The following is a 20,285-nucleotide window of genomic DNA, read 5'->3' on the forward strand; positions in this document are numbered from 1 at the left end:
AGGTAGCTTTTTTCTTGATGCAATCAGTATTGCTAAACTTTAATTTTTGATGTTTTACTGTGTTGTTTTGTAAGTATCTTACAATCAGTGTTTTTGTAAAGAAGGTCGACTATTGTTTTCGTATAAAAATATCACCACTTACAGTTTTGAGTTCCAATTCACTTTTAATATCTCCAAAAGTTCCGGTTACTTTACTACCTACAACTCGACTTTTTCCTTGATCAAACTCTAAATCTTTATCTGAATAGATCATTCCTGTAACAGTTTCTGCTCTAAGTCTCGACTTGGCAATGTGCACATCGATAGTACCACTGATTGTTTTAAGAGTTAAATCTCCTTGATACTTTTTGATATCTATATTTCCGCTAATGATATCTATTTCAAGCTCACCTCTATAGTTTTCAGAAGCTACACTTCCTGAGATGCTTTTAACACGTAAACTCATATTCTCTGGGATATACAGAGTATAGTTGGCATCCATCTCTAAGTTATTGCAAGGTCCCCAATTACCTTTTTTATTTTTATTCCATTTTTTGAATAAATCACCATAACTAGATTCGATATTTAAAACAGAAGAGGAGTTGTCTATAGTAAGTTCGAAATAATCATTAAACTCTCCATCGTTAATGTCTACTTCTGCTTTTACATATACGTTGCTTTTATCCCAAGTTTTAATGACGATATCATCAGCGAACTTGAATTCTATACGAATTTGATCAGAAGACGTTGTTATTTCTTTTTCAATTACTTTTTGTGCATTTGTTTGAATAGCTATGAAACAAAATGCGATAAGGATTACTAAATTTTTCATGATTATTGATTTTTTGATTGATGTTTGACCTCTTTATTGTTTTCTTAGGTAAATATTTCCGGTGGAAGATCTAAGGCTAATTTCTACACCACCATTGTTAAGTTCAGTTTTTATTGTTCTTTTACCGCTAACTAGTTTCATATCGCTTTCTGGAACTGGAAATTTTATATCGAAATCTGTAAAAATTTCTCCCATAGTTGTTTTGAGTTCCAAATTTGCTGCTGTATTGGATGGAAGGCTAACATCAATGGCACCCGTAGCAGAAACTAATGAAATAGGAGAACTTTGGCTCACTTTGTCAAATACAATATTAATTTCTCCAGTGGCCGTTTTGGCTACGATAGGACCCGTTACATTTTTGAATGTAATGTTACCTACATTTGTTAAAGCTTCTATTTCCGAAGAAAATCCTTCTGCTACAATCCGTCCAAGATTGCTTTTTTCTATTTTAATATTGATACTTTTTGGAAGAAAGATTTCTAAAATACCAGTATAAGCACTTTTGAGATTTCTGATCACTAAGGTACCTCCTTCTTTTTGTACGTATACTCCGTACCCAGTATTATCACTTCCTCCAGCATAAACAGCTTTTAAGCCTCTAGCTTTTTCTGGCATCTTTCTTCCCTCTCCAACGATAATAAGTTCGTTTTTGTCGTGTGATTTGATGATCACACCTGATGCCGAACCAATAACAGCTGTTTTTACTCCTTGTAAAGATTGAGTATAGTTTTCTTGTGCTTTTAATTGTCCGATAGTAATAAAAAGTACTATTGCGATTGCTATATGTTTCATCTGTTCTTTTTTAATGTCTTTTGATTGAAATTTTAAATTAAATTAGGAAGACCAATGGTTACTTGATCTTTTACATAACCTGGTGTTTCTTCATTTTGAAGTAACTTTTCCATAGAAGGAACTGCGCGTTTTTCCTGAATGGAAACTAATATTTGAATTAATTCAATTTGCATGCCTGGATCTTTTTCAATCTCCAAAGCGTCTATAAATGATTTACGAACCATTTCTGAGTCTGAGAACTTAGCCAGTGCTTCTGCTGCAGCCAGTCGCACATTGATATGATCGTCATAAAACATTTTATTTATTAAAGCTTTTAATATGTCATTACTAGGTTTTTCGAATTCTTCAGCATAGTTAACAGCTTGTAAACGCTTACTCGCAGATTCATTTTCGATAAGTGATATAGTCACTTCTTGTTTTAGTTGTTTTTTTTCTTTTTGCAACACTGCCATTTCCTCATAAAATGATTCCTGATTTTGTTGCTTTCCGAAGAAGTATGCAGAAACTATTAATGCAATTGTAGCTGCAATTTGAATAACTGTTTTCCAATTCGATTTAGAAGGTTGATGTAATGAAACTACTTTTGGCTCTTGTAATAAAGCTTTTTCGGTAAGTAGCATTTCTTCAAAACTGGTTTTAAGGTTTTGATCAGGTATTTCTTCTTTTTCATTTTCAATTCCCTTAAAAATTTGTTCTAATTCATTTAGGGATTCTTGGCAGTCAGGGCAAGAAGAAAGATGTGCTGTAATGGTATCATACTCTTTTAGATCTAGATTCTTATCGATATAATCGATCAACTTTTCTTCTATTTGTTTACAGTCCATATTCATGGTGTTATATATTTTGTAGGTAATGATCTTTTAGTTTATGAATCGCACGATGTACTTTGGTTTTTACTGCTCCAGTTGTAGATCCTGTTATTTCTGCAATCTCTTGATACTTGATTCCTTGATAACGATTCATGATCACTAATTCTCTATCACTCTTATTTAATTTTTTTAAAGCCTGGTTTAGTTGTTCTTTAATTTCGTCTTTTTCGATTCCGTTAGATCCTTCTTGTTCTGTTTTATATTCAATTTCATCCAATCGTTGATCCTTATTCTTTTTACTTTGATAATGATCAGAAAAAATATTTCTGGCGATCGTATAAATCCAAGATGAAAACTTTCCTTTATTGTAAGACTTTCTATACTTGATTGCTTTATAAAAAACCTCTTGAGCAATATCCTGACTGGCATCTCTATCGTTCGTCATTTTTAGTAAAAAATTAAAGATTCTAATATGGTATCGTTCGAACAGGATACGCATCATATCCAAATTATCTTCAGATACCAGAATCATTAATTCTTCATCAGTTAAATTTTTCAAGATGTTACTCTTTTTGGTTAGCTTCTATTATTAATACCTGTCTTTTTTAAAAAGGTTACATTAGGACATAAAAAAAATGCTTTCCAATTTGGAAAGCATTTTAAATGTACAATATTTTGATATTTATTTCTGCATATTCTTAGCTTCTATACTAAGTGTAGCATGCGGAACAAGCTTTAATCTTTCTGGGTTGATTAACTTTCCTGTTACTCTACAAATACCATATGTTTTGTTTTCAATACGTAGTAATGCGTTTTTTAAATCACGCACAAATTTCTCTTGTCTAATAGCCAACTGCGTATTTGCTTCTTTAGACATAGTCTCGCTTCCTTCTTCAAAAGCCTTGAATGTTGGAGAGGTATCATCTGTACCATTGTTACCATCATTCTTGTAAGCGCTTCGAAGTAATTCCAAATCTTTCTTAGCTTTCTCCATCTTTTCCACAATGATTTCTTTAAACATTGCTAGATCGGAGTCACTGTACCTTACTTTTACATCTTCTGCCATACAATTACTGTTTTTTTATTACCAATTGGGTTGCAATGTCGTCAAACGCAATTTCTGTACCATTTATTACATCTGTTGCAAACTCAATTGTATCGGTTAAGGTTTCATTCTTGATGTAGGTCTCATTGGTCGCTACGGCTTCTTGTATAGATTTATTTTCCTTAATTACAATTTCTATACGATCAGTCACCTCTAATCCGCTATCCTTACGGATATTTTGAATTCTGTTTACAAGCTCTCTTGCGATTCCTTCTTTTTTAAGTTCTGGAGTAATGGTAATATCCAAAGCAACGGTAAGGGATCCAGAATTTGCAACCAACCAACCCTCAATATCCTGGGAACTGATTTCTACATCATCGGTACCTAAAGTAATAATTTTATCATTAATTTCTAAGTCAAAACTACCAGTTTGTTCAAGAATTTTAATGGCTTCCTGATCAAAAGACTGTATCTTGCTGGCTATCAACTTCATATATTTACCAAAACGGGGGCCTAAATTTTTGAAATTTGGCTTAATTTGTTTCACTAATATCCCTGAAGCATCGTCTAATAACTCTATCTCCTTTACATTTACCTCACTTTTAATCAAACCTGCAATGTCATTGATCTCAGCTTTATCCGCATCATTAAGAACAGGAATCATAATTCGCTGTAATGGTTGACGCACTTTTATTTTTTCTTTCTGACGTAACGAAAGAACCAAAGAGCAGATAGATTGTGCTTTTTGCATTTTATGTTCTAAAGCTTTGTCTACGTAGCTAGCATCAAATGTTGGGAAATTTGATAAATGTACACTCTCAAAAGATTCTTGTGCGCAATTAGCAACAAGGTCTTTATATAAGCGATCCATAAAAAATGGTGCTACTGGCGCTCCCAGTTTTGCAACTGTTAGCATACAAGTGTATAATGTTTGATATGCTGAGATTTTATCTTGTTCGTAATCACCTTTCCAATATCTCCTTCTACTTAAACGTACAAACCAGTTACTTAAATTTTCCTGAACAAAATCTGAAATAGCTCTTGTTGCTTTTGTAGGTTCGTAATCATTATAGTATTCATCGACACTTTGGATTAGTGTATGCAGTTCGCTCAAAATCCAGCGATCTATTTCTGGACGATCTGCTAATGGTATTTCTGGTTCGGAATAATTGAAATTATCAATATTTGCGTACAGTGTAAAGAACGAATAGGTATTATATAAGGTTCCGAAGAATTTTCTGCGCACTTCACCAATTCCTTCAGAATCAAATTTAAGATTATCCCAAGGATTTGCATTACTAATCATATACCATCTGGTAGCATCTGGACCATAGGTTTTCAATGTTTCGAAAGGATCAACAGCATTACCAAGTCTTTTGGACATTTTTTGTCCATTTTTATCCAATACTAAACCATTAGAAACAACATTTTTGTATGCGATATCATCAAAAATCATTGTTCCTATTGCATGTAGTGTATAGAACCATCCACGAGTTTGGTCCACACCTTCTGCAATGAAATCAGCTTTTCGCTCTCCAGCTTCTACTTTTTCCTTATTCTCAAAAGGATAGTGCCATTGCGCATATGGCATAGAACCTGAATCAAACCACACATCGATAAGATCGCTTTCTCGTTTCATTGGTTTTCCGGAAGGAGAGACTAAAATAATCTTGTCTACAACATTTTTGTGAAGATCTATTTTATCATAGTTTTCTTCACTCATATCACCCACAACAAAATCTTCGAAGATATCCGCTGCCATGAAACCAGCATTTACTGCTTTCTGCATCTCAGATTTTAATTCCTCAACAGATCCTATCACCATTTCTTCTTTGTGATCTTCTGTTCTCCATATTGGTAATGGAATACCCCAAAAACGAGATCTGGATAAGTTCCAGTCGTTTGCATTTGCTAACCAGTTCCCGAAACGTCCTTCTCCGGTAGCTTTTGGTTTCCAGTTAATTCCCAGATTTAGTTCATGCATGCGATCTTTAAAATCTGTTACTTTGATGAACCAAGAATCTAAAGGATAATATAAAATAGGTTTGTCAGTACGCCAGCAGTTTGGATAACTATGTACATACTTCTCTACTTTAAATGCTTTATTTTCTGTTTTTAATTTGATAGCAATTTCGACATCTACTGATTTTTCAGGAGCTTCGCCATCATTATAATATTCGTTCTTTACATATTTCCCACCTAGTTCACCCACATGTTTGGTAAACTTACCTTGTAAATCAACTAAAGGAACTAAATTATCGTTGTCATCCTTTACCAATAAAGGTGGAATTTCTGGAGTTGCTTGTTTAGATACTAAGGCATCATCTGCTCCAAATGTTGGTGCAGTATGTACAATACCCGTACCATCTTCGGTAGTTACGAAATCACCTGATATTACTCTAAAAGCATTTTCAGGATTGTTATACGGAAGAGCGTAATTCAACAATTGTTCATATCGGATTTCAACAAGGTCTGTTCCTTTGAATTCCTTTAATATGTAATAAGGGATTTTTTTATCTCCTTGTTTAAAGTTGTTTACTTCTTCTTGGTTTTCTGCTAGAACAAACTTTCCACTAAACTGCTTTCCTACCAGATTTTTGGCAAGGATCACATGGCTTGGCTCAAATGTATATTGATTGAATGTTTTTACTAAAACATAGTCAATTTTTGGCCCTACTGTTAATGCAGTATTAGACGGTAATGTCCAAGGTGTGGTTGTCCAGGCTAAGAAATAAATATCCTCTTCAATATCTGTTAAAAATGAAGGTAGTGTTTCTTTTTTAGCTTTAAACTGAGCTACTACAGTAGTATCCGTTACATCCTGATAGGTTCCAGGTTGATTTAATTCGTGAGAACTTAAACCTGTTCCTGCTTTTGGGGAATAAGGTTGTATGGTATATCCCTTATAAAGTAATCCTTTCTTATAGATTTCAGAAAGTAACCACCATACCGTTTCCATATATTTGGATTTGTAAGTGATATAAGGATCTTCCATGTCTACCCAATACCCTATTTTCTCTGTAAGATCATTCCAAATATCAGTATAACGCATTACAGCTTTTTTACAAGCTTCGTTATATTCTTCTACGGTGATCTTTTTACCAATGTCTTCTTTAGTAATTCCAAGTTCCTTTTCTACACCCAATTCTACAGGAAGTCCATGCGTATCCCATCCAGCTTTTCGTTGTACCTGAAAACCTTTTTGTGTTTTATAACGACAAAAAATATCCTTAATAGCACGTGCCATTACGTGATGAATTCCTGGTAATCCATTTGCAGATGGAGGTCCTTCAAAAAATACAAAAGGAGTCGCATCTTCACGCTCGGAAATACTCTTTTCAAAAATATTATTCTGCTGCCAGAATTCTAGTATATCGTCTGCCACTTTTGGCAAGTCAAGTCCTTTATATTCAGGAAACTTCGTGCTCATTTGATCGTTCTTTCTATTAAGTCTGCGAAAATAACGATTTTCTCGAAAAATGACGAGTGTAAATCGTTCAAATATTGTGTATTATTATTAGGTGAAATTTCGGTTATCAAAACTACAATAGCTTTTGTTTTGCACTTTTTTGATCATGAAGGCAAAAAGTAATTGTGATAGATGATCTATTCTCATATGAAAAGTTATTTTTGAAGTATAAATCACAACTATGAGTTTAAAACGTTCGATTCTGAAAGTGCAGGCGGCTCTTGGTAATATTAGAGCCATGGAGAAATTACATGTGGATACCCATACAGAAAATATAATTATACAGGTAAACGGAACCAAATTTGCACAATCTTCATCGAATGAGATTTATATGGATATTGTGGAATTAGCAGGGTATTATTATGTAAAAACGATTATTATTGGGAGTTTTCATATAAAAACCTGGAAAGGAGCTGAACTGTTAATTTTAGGAAAGAATTTTGAACTGAATTTAGCTTCTGATATGCAGGAAATAGAATCTGATTTTTCTAACGTATCCAACAAAAGTATTACTCAAGTAGATTTTATTATAGAAGAACAAGACATCCACAAAATTGATAGATCGGTAATCGAAAAGATTACAGTTTCTTCAAAAAAGAAGACTGCCCATTTTGAGATAATGGCATATGAAGAAGAAGAAGAAGAGTAAGGAAGTTGATGTTGTATATTTTTAAGTTTAATTGTCTTTAGGCTATGAGTGCTATTTTACAAATTGCGTTAATTCAATCTCATTTAGCATGGGAAAATCCAATCCAGAATAGAGCGGTATTTGAACAAAAAATCAAAGCCGTGAAACCCAAAACAGATCTAATTATCCTTCCGGAGATGTTTACCACAGGTTTTACAATGAATGCTGCTGAAGTTGCAGAAACTATGCATGGAGAAACGATAAAGTGGCTTCAGGAACTAGCTAAAGAAAAAGAATGTGCAATCGTTGGGAGTATTATCATACAAGATGATGGCGCTTATTACAATCGTTTTTTGTTTGTAGAACCCAATGGAACTATTCAGAAGTATGATAAACATCAATTATTCACTTTGGCAAAAGAAGATGAGGTGTTTACGGCTGGTAATGAAGAGGTGATTATAATGTATAAAAATTGGAAAATTAAACCACAGATTTGCTATGATCTTCGATTTCCTGTTTGGGCAAGAAACACGGTTGAATATGATTTACTGTTGTATGTAGCTAGTTGGCCCAAACCTCGCATAAATGCTTGGGATGTCCTTTTGCAAGCCAGAGCTATTGAAAATATGTCCTATTGTGTGGGTGTAAATCGTGTTGGTTTAGATGGAAAAGGCTATGAGTATAATGGTCATTCTGCGGTGTATGATGTGCTTGGCAATTCTGTTTTAGAAGAAAATCCTGTAGAAAAAGAAGCTGTTTTATATGCAACCTTGGATAAAGAGCAAATTGAAAAAACTCGTAAAAAACTACCTTTCTTGCAGGATGCAGATCCTTTTAGAATTATTCCAAAATAAACGTTTGTTTGAGTTCCCAGTTTGCCCGAACTTCTAGGACTTCTGGGAAGTAGATTACTTTTTCTGCTTGTAGGCCTTTTAGGAAATTACCAGTATCCCATTTCCCGTTTTTATTGTTATCAAGGATTACACGTAAATTGTATTTTCCTGGATCGAGATTATCAAAAACAGCAGTTTCTTGTTTTGTGACAATTTTTTCATCAATAAACTTTCCTTTTTCGTCAGTAGCTTGGATGATAACAGGATATTGTTTTACATTCTCTAAAGTAAAAAAGATGGTACCGTAATCTGCTAATTTTTTGGTTCTAAAATTAATACTAATACTATCATTCACATTTCCAATAAAATCGGTGACCGCTTCTGGTAACAGCTCTAGTTTGTATGCATTACTTTCAGTTCTTTCAAAAGTAAATTTAGCTTCATTTTTAGTTGTATTCAGTGCAACGGAAAAAGGAACTTCTAGTGTGTCTTTATCTACTAATTTAATAAGCTTGTCATCAATTTTCTCTAGTGGTGTATTAGAATAAAGTGTAAAATCTTCATCAAATGCCAAACTTCCTTTAGCATTACTGCTTAATTTGATAGAATCTTTATATTGGTCTTTGAACCTGGCAACTAACGTATCTCTAAAATTTTTAGTGTTTGCAACCTCAAAAATTAAGGAATCTGCTTCAAAGAAAGGTCTAAACCAATAATATAATGTGTCTTTTTCTCTATCCGGAAAGATGCGAGTTTCAAAGTTTTCTGGAGTATTGCTAAGTAACTTTATTTTCATTGAATCTAATGCTCCTTCATATCCGAAAACGAAAGAGTTTTTAGAAAGCTGTTTTGGTTTAAGTGCTTTGAAATCTAGTACTTCTTTGAATAAATTGATGGTAAATACCTTTGCAGTGTCTTCTGGTAGAGTTACTATTTCTTCGTAAAAACCAATTTTATCTTGCTTAGGCTGGTAGGTATAATTAGAAGAAGCGTCTTTTAGAGCAATAAGTTTATATTTTCCTTCTTTTAAATTGTCTAGGTCAAAATTAATACTATCCAGAGTGCTGGTAACATATCTTGGTACTTCATTAAAAACAAGAGAATCAGAATAATTTTCATTGATTTCATAAAGAGCAACGCTTATAAATGGATCCGGCTTTTTTTCAAGAGCATCTGCCACTGTACCTTGTATTCTTAAAGAATCTAACGAATCTCCCGTAGAAAAAACGTATCTAAAAAAAGGATTAGGATTTCCTTCATTATTGTCTACAATACTTTGTCCAAAATTTATACTGTATGTTGTATTTTCTAATAAAGTGTCTAAAAATTTAATCTTGATGTATTTATTGGCAGCACCTAATGGAGTAATTTCGGGTTTAGGATCCATCGGTGGAGATATAATAATCTGTTTTTGAGCGTCTTCTAGCTTCACATATTCATCAAAATAAATTCGAATTTCTTTTCTATTAAAATTTGTAGAATAATTAGGGGGAGTAGCTTTGACAAATTTTGGAGGAATTTCATCTTTTTCACCACCAGTTATTGTACCTTTTTTTGCACAACTGATAATTAATAATAAAGAGAAAATAGTAAATAGTACTGTATAGGATCTTTTATACATAGCTCCGTTACGATTTTTAAAGACACAAAGAAACGACTATTTATAACAAACAAAAAATCTATACGGTGATAGCCATAGTGGCAATACTTATTTTGATACCTGGTATGGATTTCAAAACTTTAATACAAGCTTCTAGTGTTGCTCCTGTAGTTACAATATCGTCTACAATTAATATATGTTTATCTATTAATAGAGACTCATTTTCGATTGTGAATGTTTCAGAAGTATTTGACCAACGAGAAAAACGATTTTTCTTTGATTGTTTCTCGTTGTAAGAATTTTTTTTCAAAACAAAATCGATATAATCCGCCTGTAATTGGGTGGCAATTTCTCTTCCAAATTTCTCCACCTGATTATAACCTCGCTCTCGTAATCTTTTAGGGTGCAAAGGCACCGGTATGATTGCGTTAATATTCTGATATGCATCTGATTGCAGTAGTTCGTGGCCTAGCCATATCCCTAGCTCTTTTCCAATTTCTTGTTGTCCTCGATACTTTAAATTATGCATAAGATTTTGCACCAAACTATCTTTTTCAAACACAAACAAAGAGGTCGCATTTTCTATTTTAGCACGCCCATAAAATACTTTTTCGATCTTTTTAGCGTTAACCTTATGGAAATTACCCAACGGAAGCTTGTGTCTGCAAGAGGAACATAAGACCTTTTCGTTTTTATATAATGGACTGTCGCAAGCAGCACAATATATAGGGAAAAATAAATAAGCTAAGTCGCTTAACATATTAGGTGAATTAACATTAATTATTATATTTAACTAAATTTACTATATAACGTAACCATCAAAAATTAGAAATTTATTATGACAACTCAAAACAATAACTTGACCCTTAAGATACTAATCGGTGTTCTGGGAGCTCTTTTATTAATTCTGGGGATCTTCACGTATAAGTTTTACAACGAAGAAAAGAGAGAAAAAGCAATTTTGCAACAAGAAAAAGATTTAATTGAAAGCGAATTAGGAGAATTAATAACAAAATATGATAATGCTATTGCTCTTAATGAAGTGATGGACGATCATTTATTAAAAGAAAAACAACGTGTTGTTGTTTTATTAGATAGCTTAAAAGATTATGAAGCTAATGTTGCATTAATCGCACGTTACAGAAGAGAAGTTAGTAAGTTGAAGAAAGAGCGCGAAAGATTATTCAAATTAGCGGATAGTTTAACGACTGCAAATGCTCAGCTAGCAACAGATCTTGATAGTACCTCTACAGCACTTTCTGAAAGAATCGTATTCTCAGATTCTCTTGCAAATCAGAATAGTAAACTTGCTGAAATCGTAGAAAGAGGTTCTGCATTACAAGCTTCTGGTATTAAAGCAGAAGGAGTAAGAGTTCGTAATAGCGGTAAAATTGTTACAACTTCTAGATCTAGTAGAGCAGAAAAAGTGAGAGTATGTTTTACATTATCACCTAACAAGTTAACAGAAAAAGGTGATAAAGAATTATTCGTTCAGGTAATTAATCCTGAAAACAATCTTATTGGAGATAAAATCTCAGTAAACTTTGATGATGCTGTATTAACATATAGTGGTCGTAATAAAGTGTTCTATGAGAATGATGCGCTAGACGTTTGTGTATTAGTGGATGCTGAAGAAGGAGAGTTGATGAAAGGAAATTATGTAGTGAATTTATTCTCTGGACCAAGAATGATTTCTAACACTCAATTTGAATTAAAGTAAATAGTTCTTATTACATATATAACCACCATATTTTGAGTAATATGGTGGTTTTTTTATGTTTTTGTGAGAAATTACTTTGTAAGTACATTAATTGAATAAATTCGTTTTCAATTGTGGTAAATTCAATTATTTTTGCGCCATGGCAAATCAAGAAGATAAATTTAAGAAGGTAATAGCCCATGCCAAGGAGTATGGGTATATTTTTGGTTCTAGTGAAATCTATGATGGATTGAGTGCTGTATATGATTACGGACAAAATGGGGCTGAACTGAAGAAAAATATTAGAGAATATTGGTGGAAGAGTATGGTGTATATGCATCAAAATATTGTCGGTTTAGATGCAGCAATATTTATGCACCCTACTACTTGGAAAGCATCAGGCCATGTAGATGCGTTTAATGATCCATTAATTGATAACAAAGACTCTAAAAAAAGATATAGAGCAGATGTATTGTTAGAAGATTATGCCGAAAAACAATATCAGAAAGCTCAGAAAGAAATCGCAAAAGCCAAAAAGCGTTTTGGAGATGCTTTTGATGAAGAGCAATTTGTTACTACAAATCCTAGAGTTGTAAAATATCTTTCAGAACAAAAAAGAGTACTTCAACGAATGGCGAAATCTTTGGAGAATGAAGATTTAGCTGATGTAAAAGCATTAATTGAAGAACTGGGTATCGCTGATCCAGAAACAGGCTCTAAAAATTGGACAGACGTTAGACAGTTTAATTTGATGTTTGGTACAAAACTGGGTGCTTCAGCAGAATCAGCTACTGATTTGTATTTGAGACCAGAGACGGCTCAGGGAATCTTTGTGAACTTTCTTAATGTTCAGAAAACAGGTAGAATGAAAATACCTTTTGGTATTGCACAAACGGGTAAAGCATTTAGAAACGAAATCGTAGCGAGACAGTTTATTTTCAGAATGCGTGAGTTTGAACAAATGGAGATGCAATTTTTTGTAAGACCAGGAGAAGAAATGAAGTGGTATGAATACTGGAAAGAAACCCGTTTGAACTGGCATTTATCATTAGGATTAGGGAAAGAAAACTATCGTTTTCATGATCACGATAAATTAGCACATTATGCCAATGCTGCGGCGGATATAGAGTTTAATTTCCCATTTGGATTTAAAGAATTAGAAGGGATTCATTCTAGAACAGATTTTGATCTTAAAGCGCATGAAGAATATTCTGGTAAGAAACTTCAATTCTTTGATCCAGAATTAAAAGAAAGCTATGTTCCTTATGTAGTAGAAACATCAGTAGGGTTAGATCGAATGTTCTTAGCGGTATTTTCTACGGCTTTACAGGATGAGGTATTAGAAGATGGTTCTAGTAGGGTAGTATTAAAACTTCCTGCGGTTGTAGCACCTGTAAAAGCTGCGATATTACCATTAGTGAAAAAAGATGGTTTGCCGGAAGTGGCTGAAAAGATTGTAGAAGATCTAAAATGGAAATTCAATGTAGCTTACGATGAGAAAGATGCAATCGGAAGACGTTATAGAAGACAAGATGCTGCAGGAACTCCAATCTGTATTACGGTAGATCACGATACGCTAACTGATCAAACGGTTACCATAAGAGATAGAGATACCATGGAACAAAAACGAGTTGCTATCTCTGAATTAAAGTCTATTATTTCAGAAAAAGTAGATGCAGAAAATTGGTTGAAATAAAAATTGTGATTTCGTACAAGATTTAAGGCAATTAATTTCTTATTTCAAATAAAATAAAATAAAACAAAAAGAGGTCTAAAAATTTAGACCTCTTTTTTTATGTAACATTTGTTTATCGAACAATAAATCTTTTGATTTTAGATTTATTCTGCTTGTCTTTGATTCGAACTAAATATACCCCAGCAGAGGCGTAAGACATATCAAGATTATAGACATAGCCAATATTATTTATTTTGTCTAATCTATAGCTTAATAGTCTTTGACCACTAAGGTTGAAAATATCCATATCTAATTGATCCGTAACAGTTTCAGATTCAAATCGAATTTCGAATTGATTATTTTCTCCATAAATAATTTGTAAATCTTTGTCTGGGTCAAGGTTTTCATTAACTCCTAATGTAACCTCTTCAACTTCACAGAATTCAATTGACCAATTTACTAATTGACCTCCATCTTGGTTAGCCCCATCTGATATAGTAAGTGTCCAAGTTCCTGCAGAAGATAATCCGTTGAAATCTGCTAGACTTCCTTCTGGTTGAAAAGTTCCAGTAAATGGTCCTGTTCCACCAGTAATTGGATTAGAGGCAGCATCATCAAAAATGGTATTAGTATAGTTGTCACTATTTCCTCCGTTTACACTTGTTAGCTCAACAATAGTGGTATTATCTGGTGCTGTTAACGTGATTGTTAGATCTTCATTCCAAGTATGTTCAATGTTAAGTAATACATTTAAGTCTAAAACAATCACATTCTCTGTAATTTCTATCTCAGATGTTATGGTAGGTGTACCATTTTCACTAATTGCAACTGGAGTAGTGTTTTCAGCAGTATTACAAGTCACATTTTCTACAGTCGTAATAAAACTATTATTACTTGCATTTGCATCATTTGATAAAAGTGTAGTTACCACAATTTCATAAGAACCTGATTGTGATAAATCTGCAGTCTGTGTAAATGTGTAATCTAAAGTACTGTTAGCAGCAAGCGGTCCAGTTACTGTTTCTGTAACTGCAGTTCCTCCATTGATACTATAAGAAACATTAAAGTTTGATTGTTCTTGTGTACCGAAATTTTCAATAGTTATGGTTATTACTTCATTTCCTAAACTATCATCAGTTACTGGAGAAGTAACCGCTACAACTCCTATGTCATTTGGAGCTAAATGAGTAACCATAGTAGAAATCTGATCATTTGTGTTCAGTTCATCATTGGTTAAATTTGTAGATGCTGTGATCGTATATGTTCGACCTTCTACAGATAAATCTGCTGTTTGTGTAAATGTATAAGAGGCAATGTTAGCAGATTCGATAGTGCCAGTAAATGTTTCTGTAATGAAAGCACCACCGTCTACCTGATAGCTTACTTCAAAATTAGATGCAGGAGCACTTCCGAAATTACGAATATCTATTGTAATATCTTCAGCATTAGTAAAAGCTCCTTCTTCTGGAAGATCAATTGAAATTACACCAATATCATTGGTATTGCTAGGAGCAATTTGAAATACACCTGCAACATTCGCTCTATTACCTCCAGTATTTACATATTCAGTGATATACCAGAATTTTTCTCCGTTTGAAGGATCAATGTCTATTTTACTGTAATCTCCATATCTTAATGAAGGGATGTCACCACCACCTGAGGCAATTAATGTTTCGTCTATGGTCATTGTTCCTAGAGGATCATTTGCAAACCTTCCTGTATAATATGAACTTACAAAAGTATCAGTAGTACCACCCATACCGGTGTACCCCATTCCTATATTTCCATTATCATCCATAATTAAACTGGCATTCCATGCATTTTTGCCATCTGGAGAAGTGTAAGTTCCTTCTTGATAAATTGTCCATGGTTGTCCGTCAGCAGATTGGCGTAATTCAATCCATCGTATTCCAGCTATCTCTCCAGGTCCACCATCAGTGTCTACCACAAAATTAAATAAGGCTGAGTTATGTGTAGAGAATTTTCGGAATTGCGCTTGATTCATGATTGTATTTTGTAAAGCATCAATATCTGGACCACCTCCTGGTTGTGCAAGATTTGAAAAAGAACCTCCGTCAAAAGCGCCAATAAAAGGAGTTGTGGTTAGTTCTGTAGGTTGAGAAATTGTAGAATTGCCTGGTGTTGTAAAATCCACATTAATCGTCCATATTTTGATATGATCTTCTGTAATTCCACTAAATGCGTCGTCTTGCATATATACAATAGGAGCATTTCCTATTGCTGGTAAGTTATCATTACTAACATTGAAAGCTTGTGGAGCGTAAAAACCGTCGGTAGCAATGCCTGGTAAAGGAAAAGCAATGATCTGAGCAGTTGCTGCTCCTGCTAACATAGCATCTCTTTCTAAAGCAAAAACCGCATCTGCAGTAGCTGCTGTGGCAGAGTTAACATTCGCAGTCATATAATACCCATCTGACCATACTGATACTTTTTGATAATCTTCAATATTTGCAAATGAATACACAGACCAAGCATCATTAATTGGATCAGGTCCTTGGGATACTGCAACTTCTACGTTACCATTAAAAAATAAAATAGACATAACCCATCTGTCGGCAGCATTGTCATATGAAACTGTTAGATCGCAACAAACATTTGCAGCTGTAAAAATATTATCAGAAGATAAATCACCAGTAAGGGCATTACCATCTTTTCCAAAAATGCGGTAACCCGTATTAAATACAGCAATTACATGATCTGGACCAACGGCTAAAGAAGGATCTGTAGGCTGGCTATTTTGTTCCGTAGTATCAAAAACAATTTCTGGATCTAATCCAGGAACACGTTTTGAATATGATTTTTGTGCTTTCGCCAAAATATCATCTCCTTTAGATCCTTTACCGATAATGATTTTACCTTTAGAGGATCTATTATCTTCTGAATATCTACCATCTCTTATTTCTTGATCCGAGCTTTTAGCTGGTATGAGTGTTTTTTTGGAACTAATAGGAGGTGCTACTCTCATCGAAGTAGACTTAGAGTAAAAGTTAGGTTTTGCACTGGGTTTTGTTTGTGCAAAAGTTCCCAAACTTACTAATAACAGTAATGGGATTAATAAAAGTGAATTTTTAAACATAATTATTGATTTGTTTGATTTGTTATTTAATAAACATACTAAGTGTTAATATCCCTACCCCTAATATGGAGTTTTTCTTAAAAATCTTACTGTTATTACTTTTTTAGAAGAAAGTTTTGTCAATTTCTTAAAAACTTAAGATACTCCTGTGAGAATGAATTTTGACATTTTACATATATTCAAATCCAATTAGTTCGTTTAGTAGGGTTTTATGGAGTTGACTTGTTTATTATTTAGAATAAACTTGATAAAACTATTTAAATAATTTTATCAAATTAACGTTACACTATAGTATAAGGAGATTTCATTTGTAAGAAATCTCCTTTGTTTTCTGTAGAAATGATAGATTAAGTGCTTAATTTTTACTATTTTTTGAAGTTTAATTGTATTTTAGACCAAAAAACGAAAACAAACTCATCTTAAAACTCTCTGATTAAGCTATGAAAAGGATTCTTTTCTTTTCTTTTATGTTGTATTGTATAGCTGGTTTTACTCAAAATAAAAAAACCAGTAATGCGACCTTGGTTACTTCTTCCAGCTATATGAAAGAGGTAGGTCCTTTAATAGGTAAAAAATTAATACCTGAAGAGCCTAGAGAGGGTGAAGTAAATCCAAAAAGAACAGATGCTAATAAAATAGTGCCTGGCAAAGGTTTACCAAGACAACAGGATGCGTTAATTGCACAACAAAAGAGAGCAGGAGCTTTTAGAAATAGTAAAACACCTTCTTTAGTATTTGAGACTAATTCTAGCACAGTTTCACCCTCGGACCCATCGGGTGCGATAGGACCTAATCACTTTGTAAGCGCCAAGAACTCGGCATTTGCTATTCATGATAGAAATGGGAATGTGCTTGTGCCATCAACTTCATTGGCTAATATTTTTCCAGGTGAAACCTTAGGAGATCCCATCGTTTTTTATGATAGTTTTGCAGATAGATTTGTGATTACTCAATTTAGCGATACTCCGAACGGGTTTTTAGTGGCTGTCTGTAGAGGTTCTGATCCAGTGAATGATGGATGGTTTACATATAGATTTAATACAGGTAGTTTTCCAGATTATACAAAATTCTCTATTTGGTCAGACGGTTATTATGTAACAGCCAATAAAGATCAAGGACAACAAATGACAAGTGAAGTTGTTTTTGTTATTGATAGAGAGCAAATGCTTGCTGGAGCCAATACTGCACAAATGATTGGTTTTCCATTACCAGGAGCAAGAATAGGTGGTTTTTATAGTCCAGCGTCTTTTAATGCGATAGGAAATACTTTACCGCCAGAAGGAGATGCTAAAATAATTTATTTTCAGGATGATGATTGGGAGGGAGTGAGTGAAGATGCCTTAAAATTGTGGACCATCAATGTGGATTGGGTGAATCCTGACCTGTCAACAATTACAGAGGCAGAAGAATTAACAGTTAGTAATGGAAATATTACCCCTTTTGATTCTACTTTTGATGGAGGTTCTTTTGCGAATTTACCTCAACCTGGAACTGGTGGTCAAGACATAGATGTTTTACAAGGAACAGTAATGTATGCCACCAATTATAGAAGATTTTGTGATTATAATTCGGTGGTACTTAATTTTCCTGTAGACATAGATACCCGGCAAAATTCTGATAATATTTCCGCTATAAGATGGTATGAACTTCGACAAAATGGAGATGGTCAATCATGGTCTGTTTATCAGGAAGGAACATATACTTCCCCAGATGGTAAAAGCGCATGGTGTGGTAGTATGGCAATGGATGTCTTTGGTAATATAGGAATGGGGTATACTACTATGGGTACAGTTGCAGATGGGGCAAATCAGGATAGTTTTGCTTCAATAAGGTATACTGGACGATTAGCAGATGATCCTTTAGGAACCATGACGTTTGTAGAAGAAACTATCGCTGTTGGTACAGATGTAGATCAAACGACTCGAAATCGTTACGGGGATTATGCTCAGATAACAGTAGACCCAAGAGATGATCAAACTTTTTGGCATATTGCTGAATATTTTGAGAATTCCGGTAATAATGCGAGAAATATTGTAGGGGTATTTAAAATTGCTGAAAATGTTAGTAATGATGTAGGAGTTATTCGCATTGACGCTCCAGAAGATGCAACGTTTACCACTTCTGAGACAATTACAGTAACCCTTAAGAATTTCGGCACTACTGCCCAAAGTAATATTCCTGTTAGCTATTCTATAAACGGAGGAGCTTCAGTAAATGAAATTTTTACAGGAACTATATCTCCAGGACAAACAGCATCGTTTACATTTAATGCTACCGCAGATCTAACTAGTGGAACAGTTTCTACTATTGAAGCGGAGACTAATTTAGTTGGGGATATAACTCCAGAAAATAATTGTGCGAATAGAGAAGCTAATAATTTATTTCTTAATGATGTTGGAGTGATTAGTTTAGTATCACCTGTTTCTGGAGGTGGAATTTCTTCGGCTGAAACAATTACCATACTCATTAGAAATTATGGAGGTTCTGTTCAATCTAATATTCCAGTATTTTATGCTATAGACGGAGGAGATGTGATTAGCGAAACTTTTACTGGATCTATTCCTGTTGGAGAGTCTGCAGAATATACTTTTACTGCTACAGCCGATTTATCTGCTTTTGACAGTTATAACTTTCAGATAGGTACTTCGTTAACTTCTGACCAAGATACAGCTAATGATGTTATTTCCAGAGTGGTTGTACATCAACTTTGTGCGCCAACATCCGATTGTTTGAGATTTGGAGATGGATTATCTTCCTTTGTACTTTCTAATATTTCAAATAGAGACATTCAATGTGGTAACGGTTATGAAGATTTTACAGATCTGGTAATTAATCTAGATAGATCTTTAGGTGTTTATTCGCTTACAGTTCAGGCTGGTTTTGCTGAAGGTGATGCAGAACAGCTTTCTTTGTGGATAGATCTGGATGATGATGCAGTTTTTGAAGATGAAGAGTTAATCATAAGTAATGAAGTAATATCTCAAGAGAATGTGGATCAAACATTTCTTTTCTCCTTGCCAAGCGATGCTCCGTTGGGCACACATATTTTAAGGGTAAGAGCAGGTGATACTAATACAAACAATGGAGCAAGGCTTAACGAGCCTTGTGGATCAATGCAATTTGGAACTACGCATGATTATACTGTAGAAATTGGAGAAAATACCAATCCAAATTCAGACCTTACAGTTTTGAGCCAACCGAATAACCAGTTTTTGATTACGATGAGCGATAGTAATGCAGATGATAGACTTAGGTTGAGTATTTACAGTATTACAGGTAAAACAATTGTTTCTAATTTTGTAGATAAAGATGCTAATAGCAGATTTACCTATTTATTAGATATGTCTTTTGCCAGCACAGGTATTTATTTTGTTAGATTAGGAAGCGGTAAAACTGGAAAGTCTGCAAAATTCTCAGTAAACTAATCTGTACGCTTACTAATTTCTATGATGGTTACAGGTCTAGCTTCTATACATCTGTTTCGCATTCTTAAATTACCATATTTTACCCATACTTTTTCTGGAACCTCGTTTTCAAAAAAGTCTAAAAGATTTATAGGATCTAATTGATCTTTAGCATCATCTACCGTAAGTATATATGGACAATCTTTCGATTTAGAAGTCTTTAAGGTTGCTTTTTTAAGTCCTTTTTCTAGCATATCTGTTGCGCTGATGTTTTGAGTACTTTCTTTTCCATTCTGGCCATCTTTTCCGTCTGCAGCTTTAGTAGTAATGCAGCTATAAAAAGAAATGAGGAGAATAAACAGGCAAATTTTTAAGGCATTTTTCATGGTAATTAAAGAATTAAGAGATTTGTATTTGTAAAGA

15 protein-coding genes are annotated in these 20,285 nt (G+C 33.8%); 5 read left to right on the forward strand and 10 right to left on the reverse strand.

Going from position 1 to position 20,285, the window contains the following annotated elements:
* Nucleotides 1-109 precede the first annotated feature (109 nt).
* From Q1A73_RS09835 to ileS, 6 genes are all read right to left on the reverse strand, one after another.
* Nucleotides 110-811, reverse strand: a complete 702-nt coding sequence (locus Q1A73_RS09835; protein WP_299604835.1) for a DUF4097 family beta strand repeat-containing protein — start codon at nt 809-811, stop codon at nt 110-112.
* A gap of 33 nt (nt 812-844) precedes the next feature.
* The gene (locus tag Q1A73_RS09840; RefSeq protein ID WP_299604837.1) at nt 845-1,603 is read right to left on the reverse strand and encodes a DUF4097 family beta strand repeat-containing protein; all 759 of its coding nucleotides are present in this window, start codon (nt 1,601-1,603) and stop codon (nt 845-847) included.
* 32 nt (nt 1,604-1,635) lie between these two features.
* The gene (locus Q1A73_RS09845; protein WP_299604839.1) at nt 1,636-2,427 is read right to left on the reverse strand and encodes a HEAT repeat domain-containing protein; all 792 of its coding nucleotides are present in this window, start codon (nt 2,425-2,427) and stop codon (nt 1,636-1,638) included.
* A gap of 10 nt (nt 2,428-2,437) precedes the next feature.
* The gene (locus Q1A73_RS09850; RefSeq protein WP_299604841.1) at nt 2,438-2,971 is read right to left on the reverse strand and encodes an RNA polymerase sigma factor; all 534 of its coding nucleotides are present in this window, start codon (nt 2,969-2,971) and stop codon (nt 2,438-2,440) included.
* 123 nt (nt 2,972-3,094) lie between these two features.
* A complete protein-coding gene (locus Q1A73_RS09855) occupies nt 3,095-3,478 on the reverse strand; it encodes a TraR/DksA C4-type zinc finger protein (protein ID WP_299604843.1) in 384 nt (127 codons plus the stop codon).
* Nucleotides 3,479-3,482: 4 nt separating this feature from the next.
* Nucleotides 3,483-6,887 (reverse strand): isoleucine--tRNA ligase, encoded by a 3,405-nt coding sequence (gene ileS / locus Q1A73_RS09860; RefSeq protein WP_299604845.1) that lies wholly within the window; start codon nt 6,885-6,887, stop codon nt 3,483-3,485.
* Nucleotides 6,888-7,107: 220 nt separating this feature from the next.
* Between ileS and Q1A73_RS09865 the strand changes: the two genes are divergently transcribed.
* Both Q1A73_RS09865 and Q1A73_RS09870 read left to right on the forward strand, forming a co-directional pair.
* A complete protein-coding gene (locus Q1A73_RS09865) occupies nt 7,108-7,575 on the forward strand; it encodes a hypothetical protein (RefSeq protein WP_299604847.1) in 468 nt (155 codons plus the stop codon).
* 44 nt (nt 7,576-7,619) lie between these two features.
* The gene (locus Q1A73_RS09870) at nt 7,620-8,408 is read left to right on the forward strand and encodes an amidohydrolase (RefSeq protein ID WP_299604849.1); all 789 of its coding nucleotides are present in this window, start codon (nt 7,620-7,622) and stop codon (nt 8,406-8,408) included.
* Here Q1A73_RS09870 and Q1A73_RS09875 read toward each other — a convergent pair.
* Together Q1A73_RS09875 and Q1A73_RS09880 are read right to left on the reverse strand one after the other, a co-directional pair.
* Entirely contained in the window at nt 8,395-10,008 is a 1,614-nt protein-coding gene (locus Q1A73_RS09875) for an Ig-like domain-containing protein (RefSeq protein WP_299604851.1), read from the reverse strand. The genes Q1A73_RS09870 and Q1A73_RS09875 overlap by 14 nt on opposite strands.
* Before the next feature lie 58 nt (nt 10,009-10,066).
* Nucleotides 10,067-10,747 carry a phosphoribosyltransferase family protein gene (locus Q1A73_RS09880; protein WP_299604853.1) on the reverse strand — a complete coding sequence of 227 codons (681 nt, stop codon included), beginning with the start codon at nt 10,745-10,747 and terminating at the stop codon, nt 10,067-10,069.
* 78 nt (nt 10,748-10,825) lie between these two features.
* On the opposite strand from Q1A73_RS09880, the gene Q1A73_RS09885 reads away from it, so the two are divergent.
* Nucleotides 10,826-11,707, forward strand: a complete 882-nt coding sequence (locus Q1A73_RS09885; RefSeq protein ID WP_299604856.1) for a hypothetical protein — start codon at nt 10,826-10,828, stop codon at nt 11,705-11,707.
* A gap of 139 nt (nt 11,708-11,846) precedes the next feature.
* Nucleotides 11,847-13,382, forward strand: coding sequence for a glycine--tRNA ligase (locus Q1A73_RS09890; protein WP_299604858.1), 1,536 nt, complete (start codon nt 11,847-11,849; stop codon nt 13,380-13,382).
* A gap of 112 nt (nt 13,383-13,494) precedes the next feature.
* Here the strand turns inward: Q1A73_RS09890 and Q1A73_RS09895 are convergent, their stop codons facing one another.
* The gene (locus Q1A73_RS09895; protein WP_299604860.1) at nt 13,495-16,458 is read right to left on the reverse strand and encodes a proprotein convertase P-domain-containing protein; all 2,964 of its coding nucleotides are present in this window, start codon (nt 16,456-16,458) and stop codon (nt 13,495-13,497) included.
* Nucleotides 16,459-16,898: 440 nt separating this feature from the next.
* Here Q1A73_RS09895 and Q1A73_RS09900 point away from each other — a divergent pair, with 440 nt between their 5' ends.
* Nucleotides 16,899-19,883: a GEVED domain-containing protein gene (locus Q1A73_RS09900; RefSeq protein ID WP_299604862.1), complete on the forward strand. Its 2,985-nt coding sequence runs from the start codon at nt 16,899-16,901 to the stop codon at nt 19,881-19,883.
* Here Q1A73_RS09900 and Q1A73_RS09905 read toward each other — a convergent pair.
* A complete protein-coding gene (locus tag Q1A73_RS09905) occupies nt 19,880-20,248 on the reverse strand; it encodes a hypothetical protein (protein WP_299604865.1) in 369 nt (122 codons plus the stop codon). The two genes, Q1A73_RS09900 and Q1A73_RS09905, sit on opposite strands and share 4 nt — an antisense overlap.
* Between the last annotated feature and the right edge of the window lie 37 nt (nt 20,249-20,285).

It is taken from the genome of uncultured Aquimarina sp. (assembly GCF_947492115.1).
Lineage (GTDB): Bacteria > Bacteroidota > Bacteroidia > Flavobacteriales > Flavobacteriaceae > Aquimarina.

Bases quoted from the DNA above. Each gene is read 5' to 3' on its own strand.
- Q1A73_RS09835 (WP_299604835.1), bottom strand. From the start codon at position 811: ATGAAAAATTTAGTAATCCTTATCGCATTTTGTTTCATAGCTATTCAA.
- Q1A73_RS09840 (WP_299604837.1), bottom strand. From the start codon at position 1,603: ATGAAACATATAGCAATCGCAATAGTACTTTTTATTACTATCGGACAA.
- Q1A73_RS09845 (WP_299604839.1), bottom strand. From the start codon at position 2,427: ATGGACTGTAAACAAATAGAAGAAAAGTTGATCGATTATATCGATAAG.
- Q1A73_RS09855 (WP_299604843.1), bottom strand. From the start codon at position 3,478: ATGGCAGAAGATGTAAAAGTAAGGTACAGTGACTCCGATCTAGCAATG.
- ileS (WP_299604845.1), bottom strand. From the start codon at position 6,887: ATGAGCACGAAGTTTCCTGAATATAAAGGACTTGACTTGCCAAAAGTG.
- Q1A73_RS09865 (WP_299604847.1), top strand. From the start codon at position 7,108: ATGAGTTTAAAACGTTCGATTCTGAAAGTGCAGGCGGCTCTTGGTAAT.
- Q1A73_RS09870 (WP_299604849.1), top strand. From the start codon at position 7,620: ATGAGTGCTATTTTACAAATTGCGTTAATTCAATCTCATTTAGCATGG.
- Q1A73_RS09875 (WP_299604851.1), bottom strand. From the start codon at position 10,008: ATGTATAAAAGATCCTATACAGTACTATTTACTATTTTCTCTTTATTA.
- Q1A73_RS09880 (WP_299604853.1), bottom strand. From the start codon at position 10,747: ATGTTAAGCGACTTAGCTTATTTATTTTTCCCTATATATTGTGCTGCT.
- Q1A73_RS09885 (WP_299604856.1), top strand. From the start codon at position 10,826: ATGACAACTCAAAACAATAACTTGACCCTTAAGATACTAATCGGTGTT.
- Q1A73_RS09890 (WP_299604858.1), top strand. From the start codon at position 11,847: ATGGCAAATCAAGAAGATAAATTTAAGAAGGTAATAGCCCATGCCAAG.
- Q1A73_RS09895 (WP_299604860.1), bottom strand. From the start codon at position 16,458: ATGTTTAAAAATTCACTTTTATTAATCCCATTACTGTTATTAGTAAGT.
- Q1A73_RS09900 (WP_299604862.1), top strand. From the start codon at position 16,899: ATGAAAAGGATTCTTTTCTTTTCTTTTATGTTGTATTGTATAGCTGGT.
- Q1A73_RS09905 (WP_299604865.1), bottom strand. From the start codon at position 20,248: ATGAAAAATGCCTTAAAAATTTGCCTGTTTATTCTCCTCATTTCTTTT.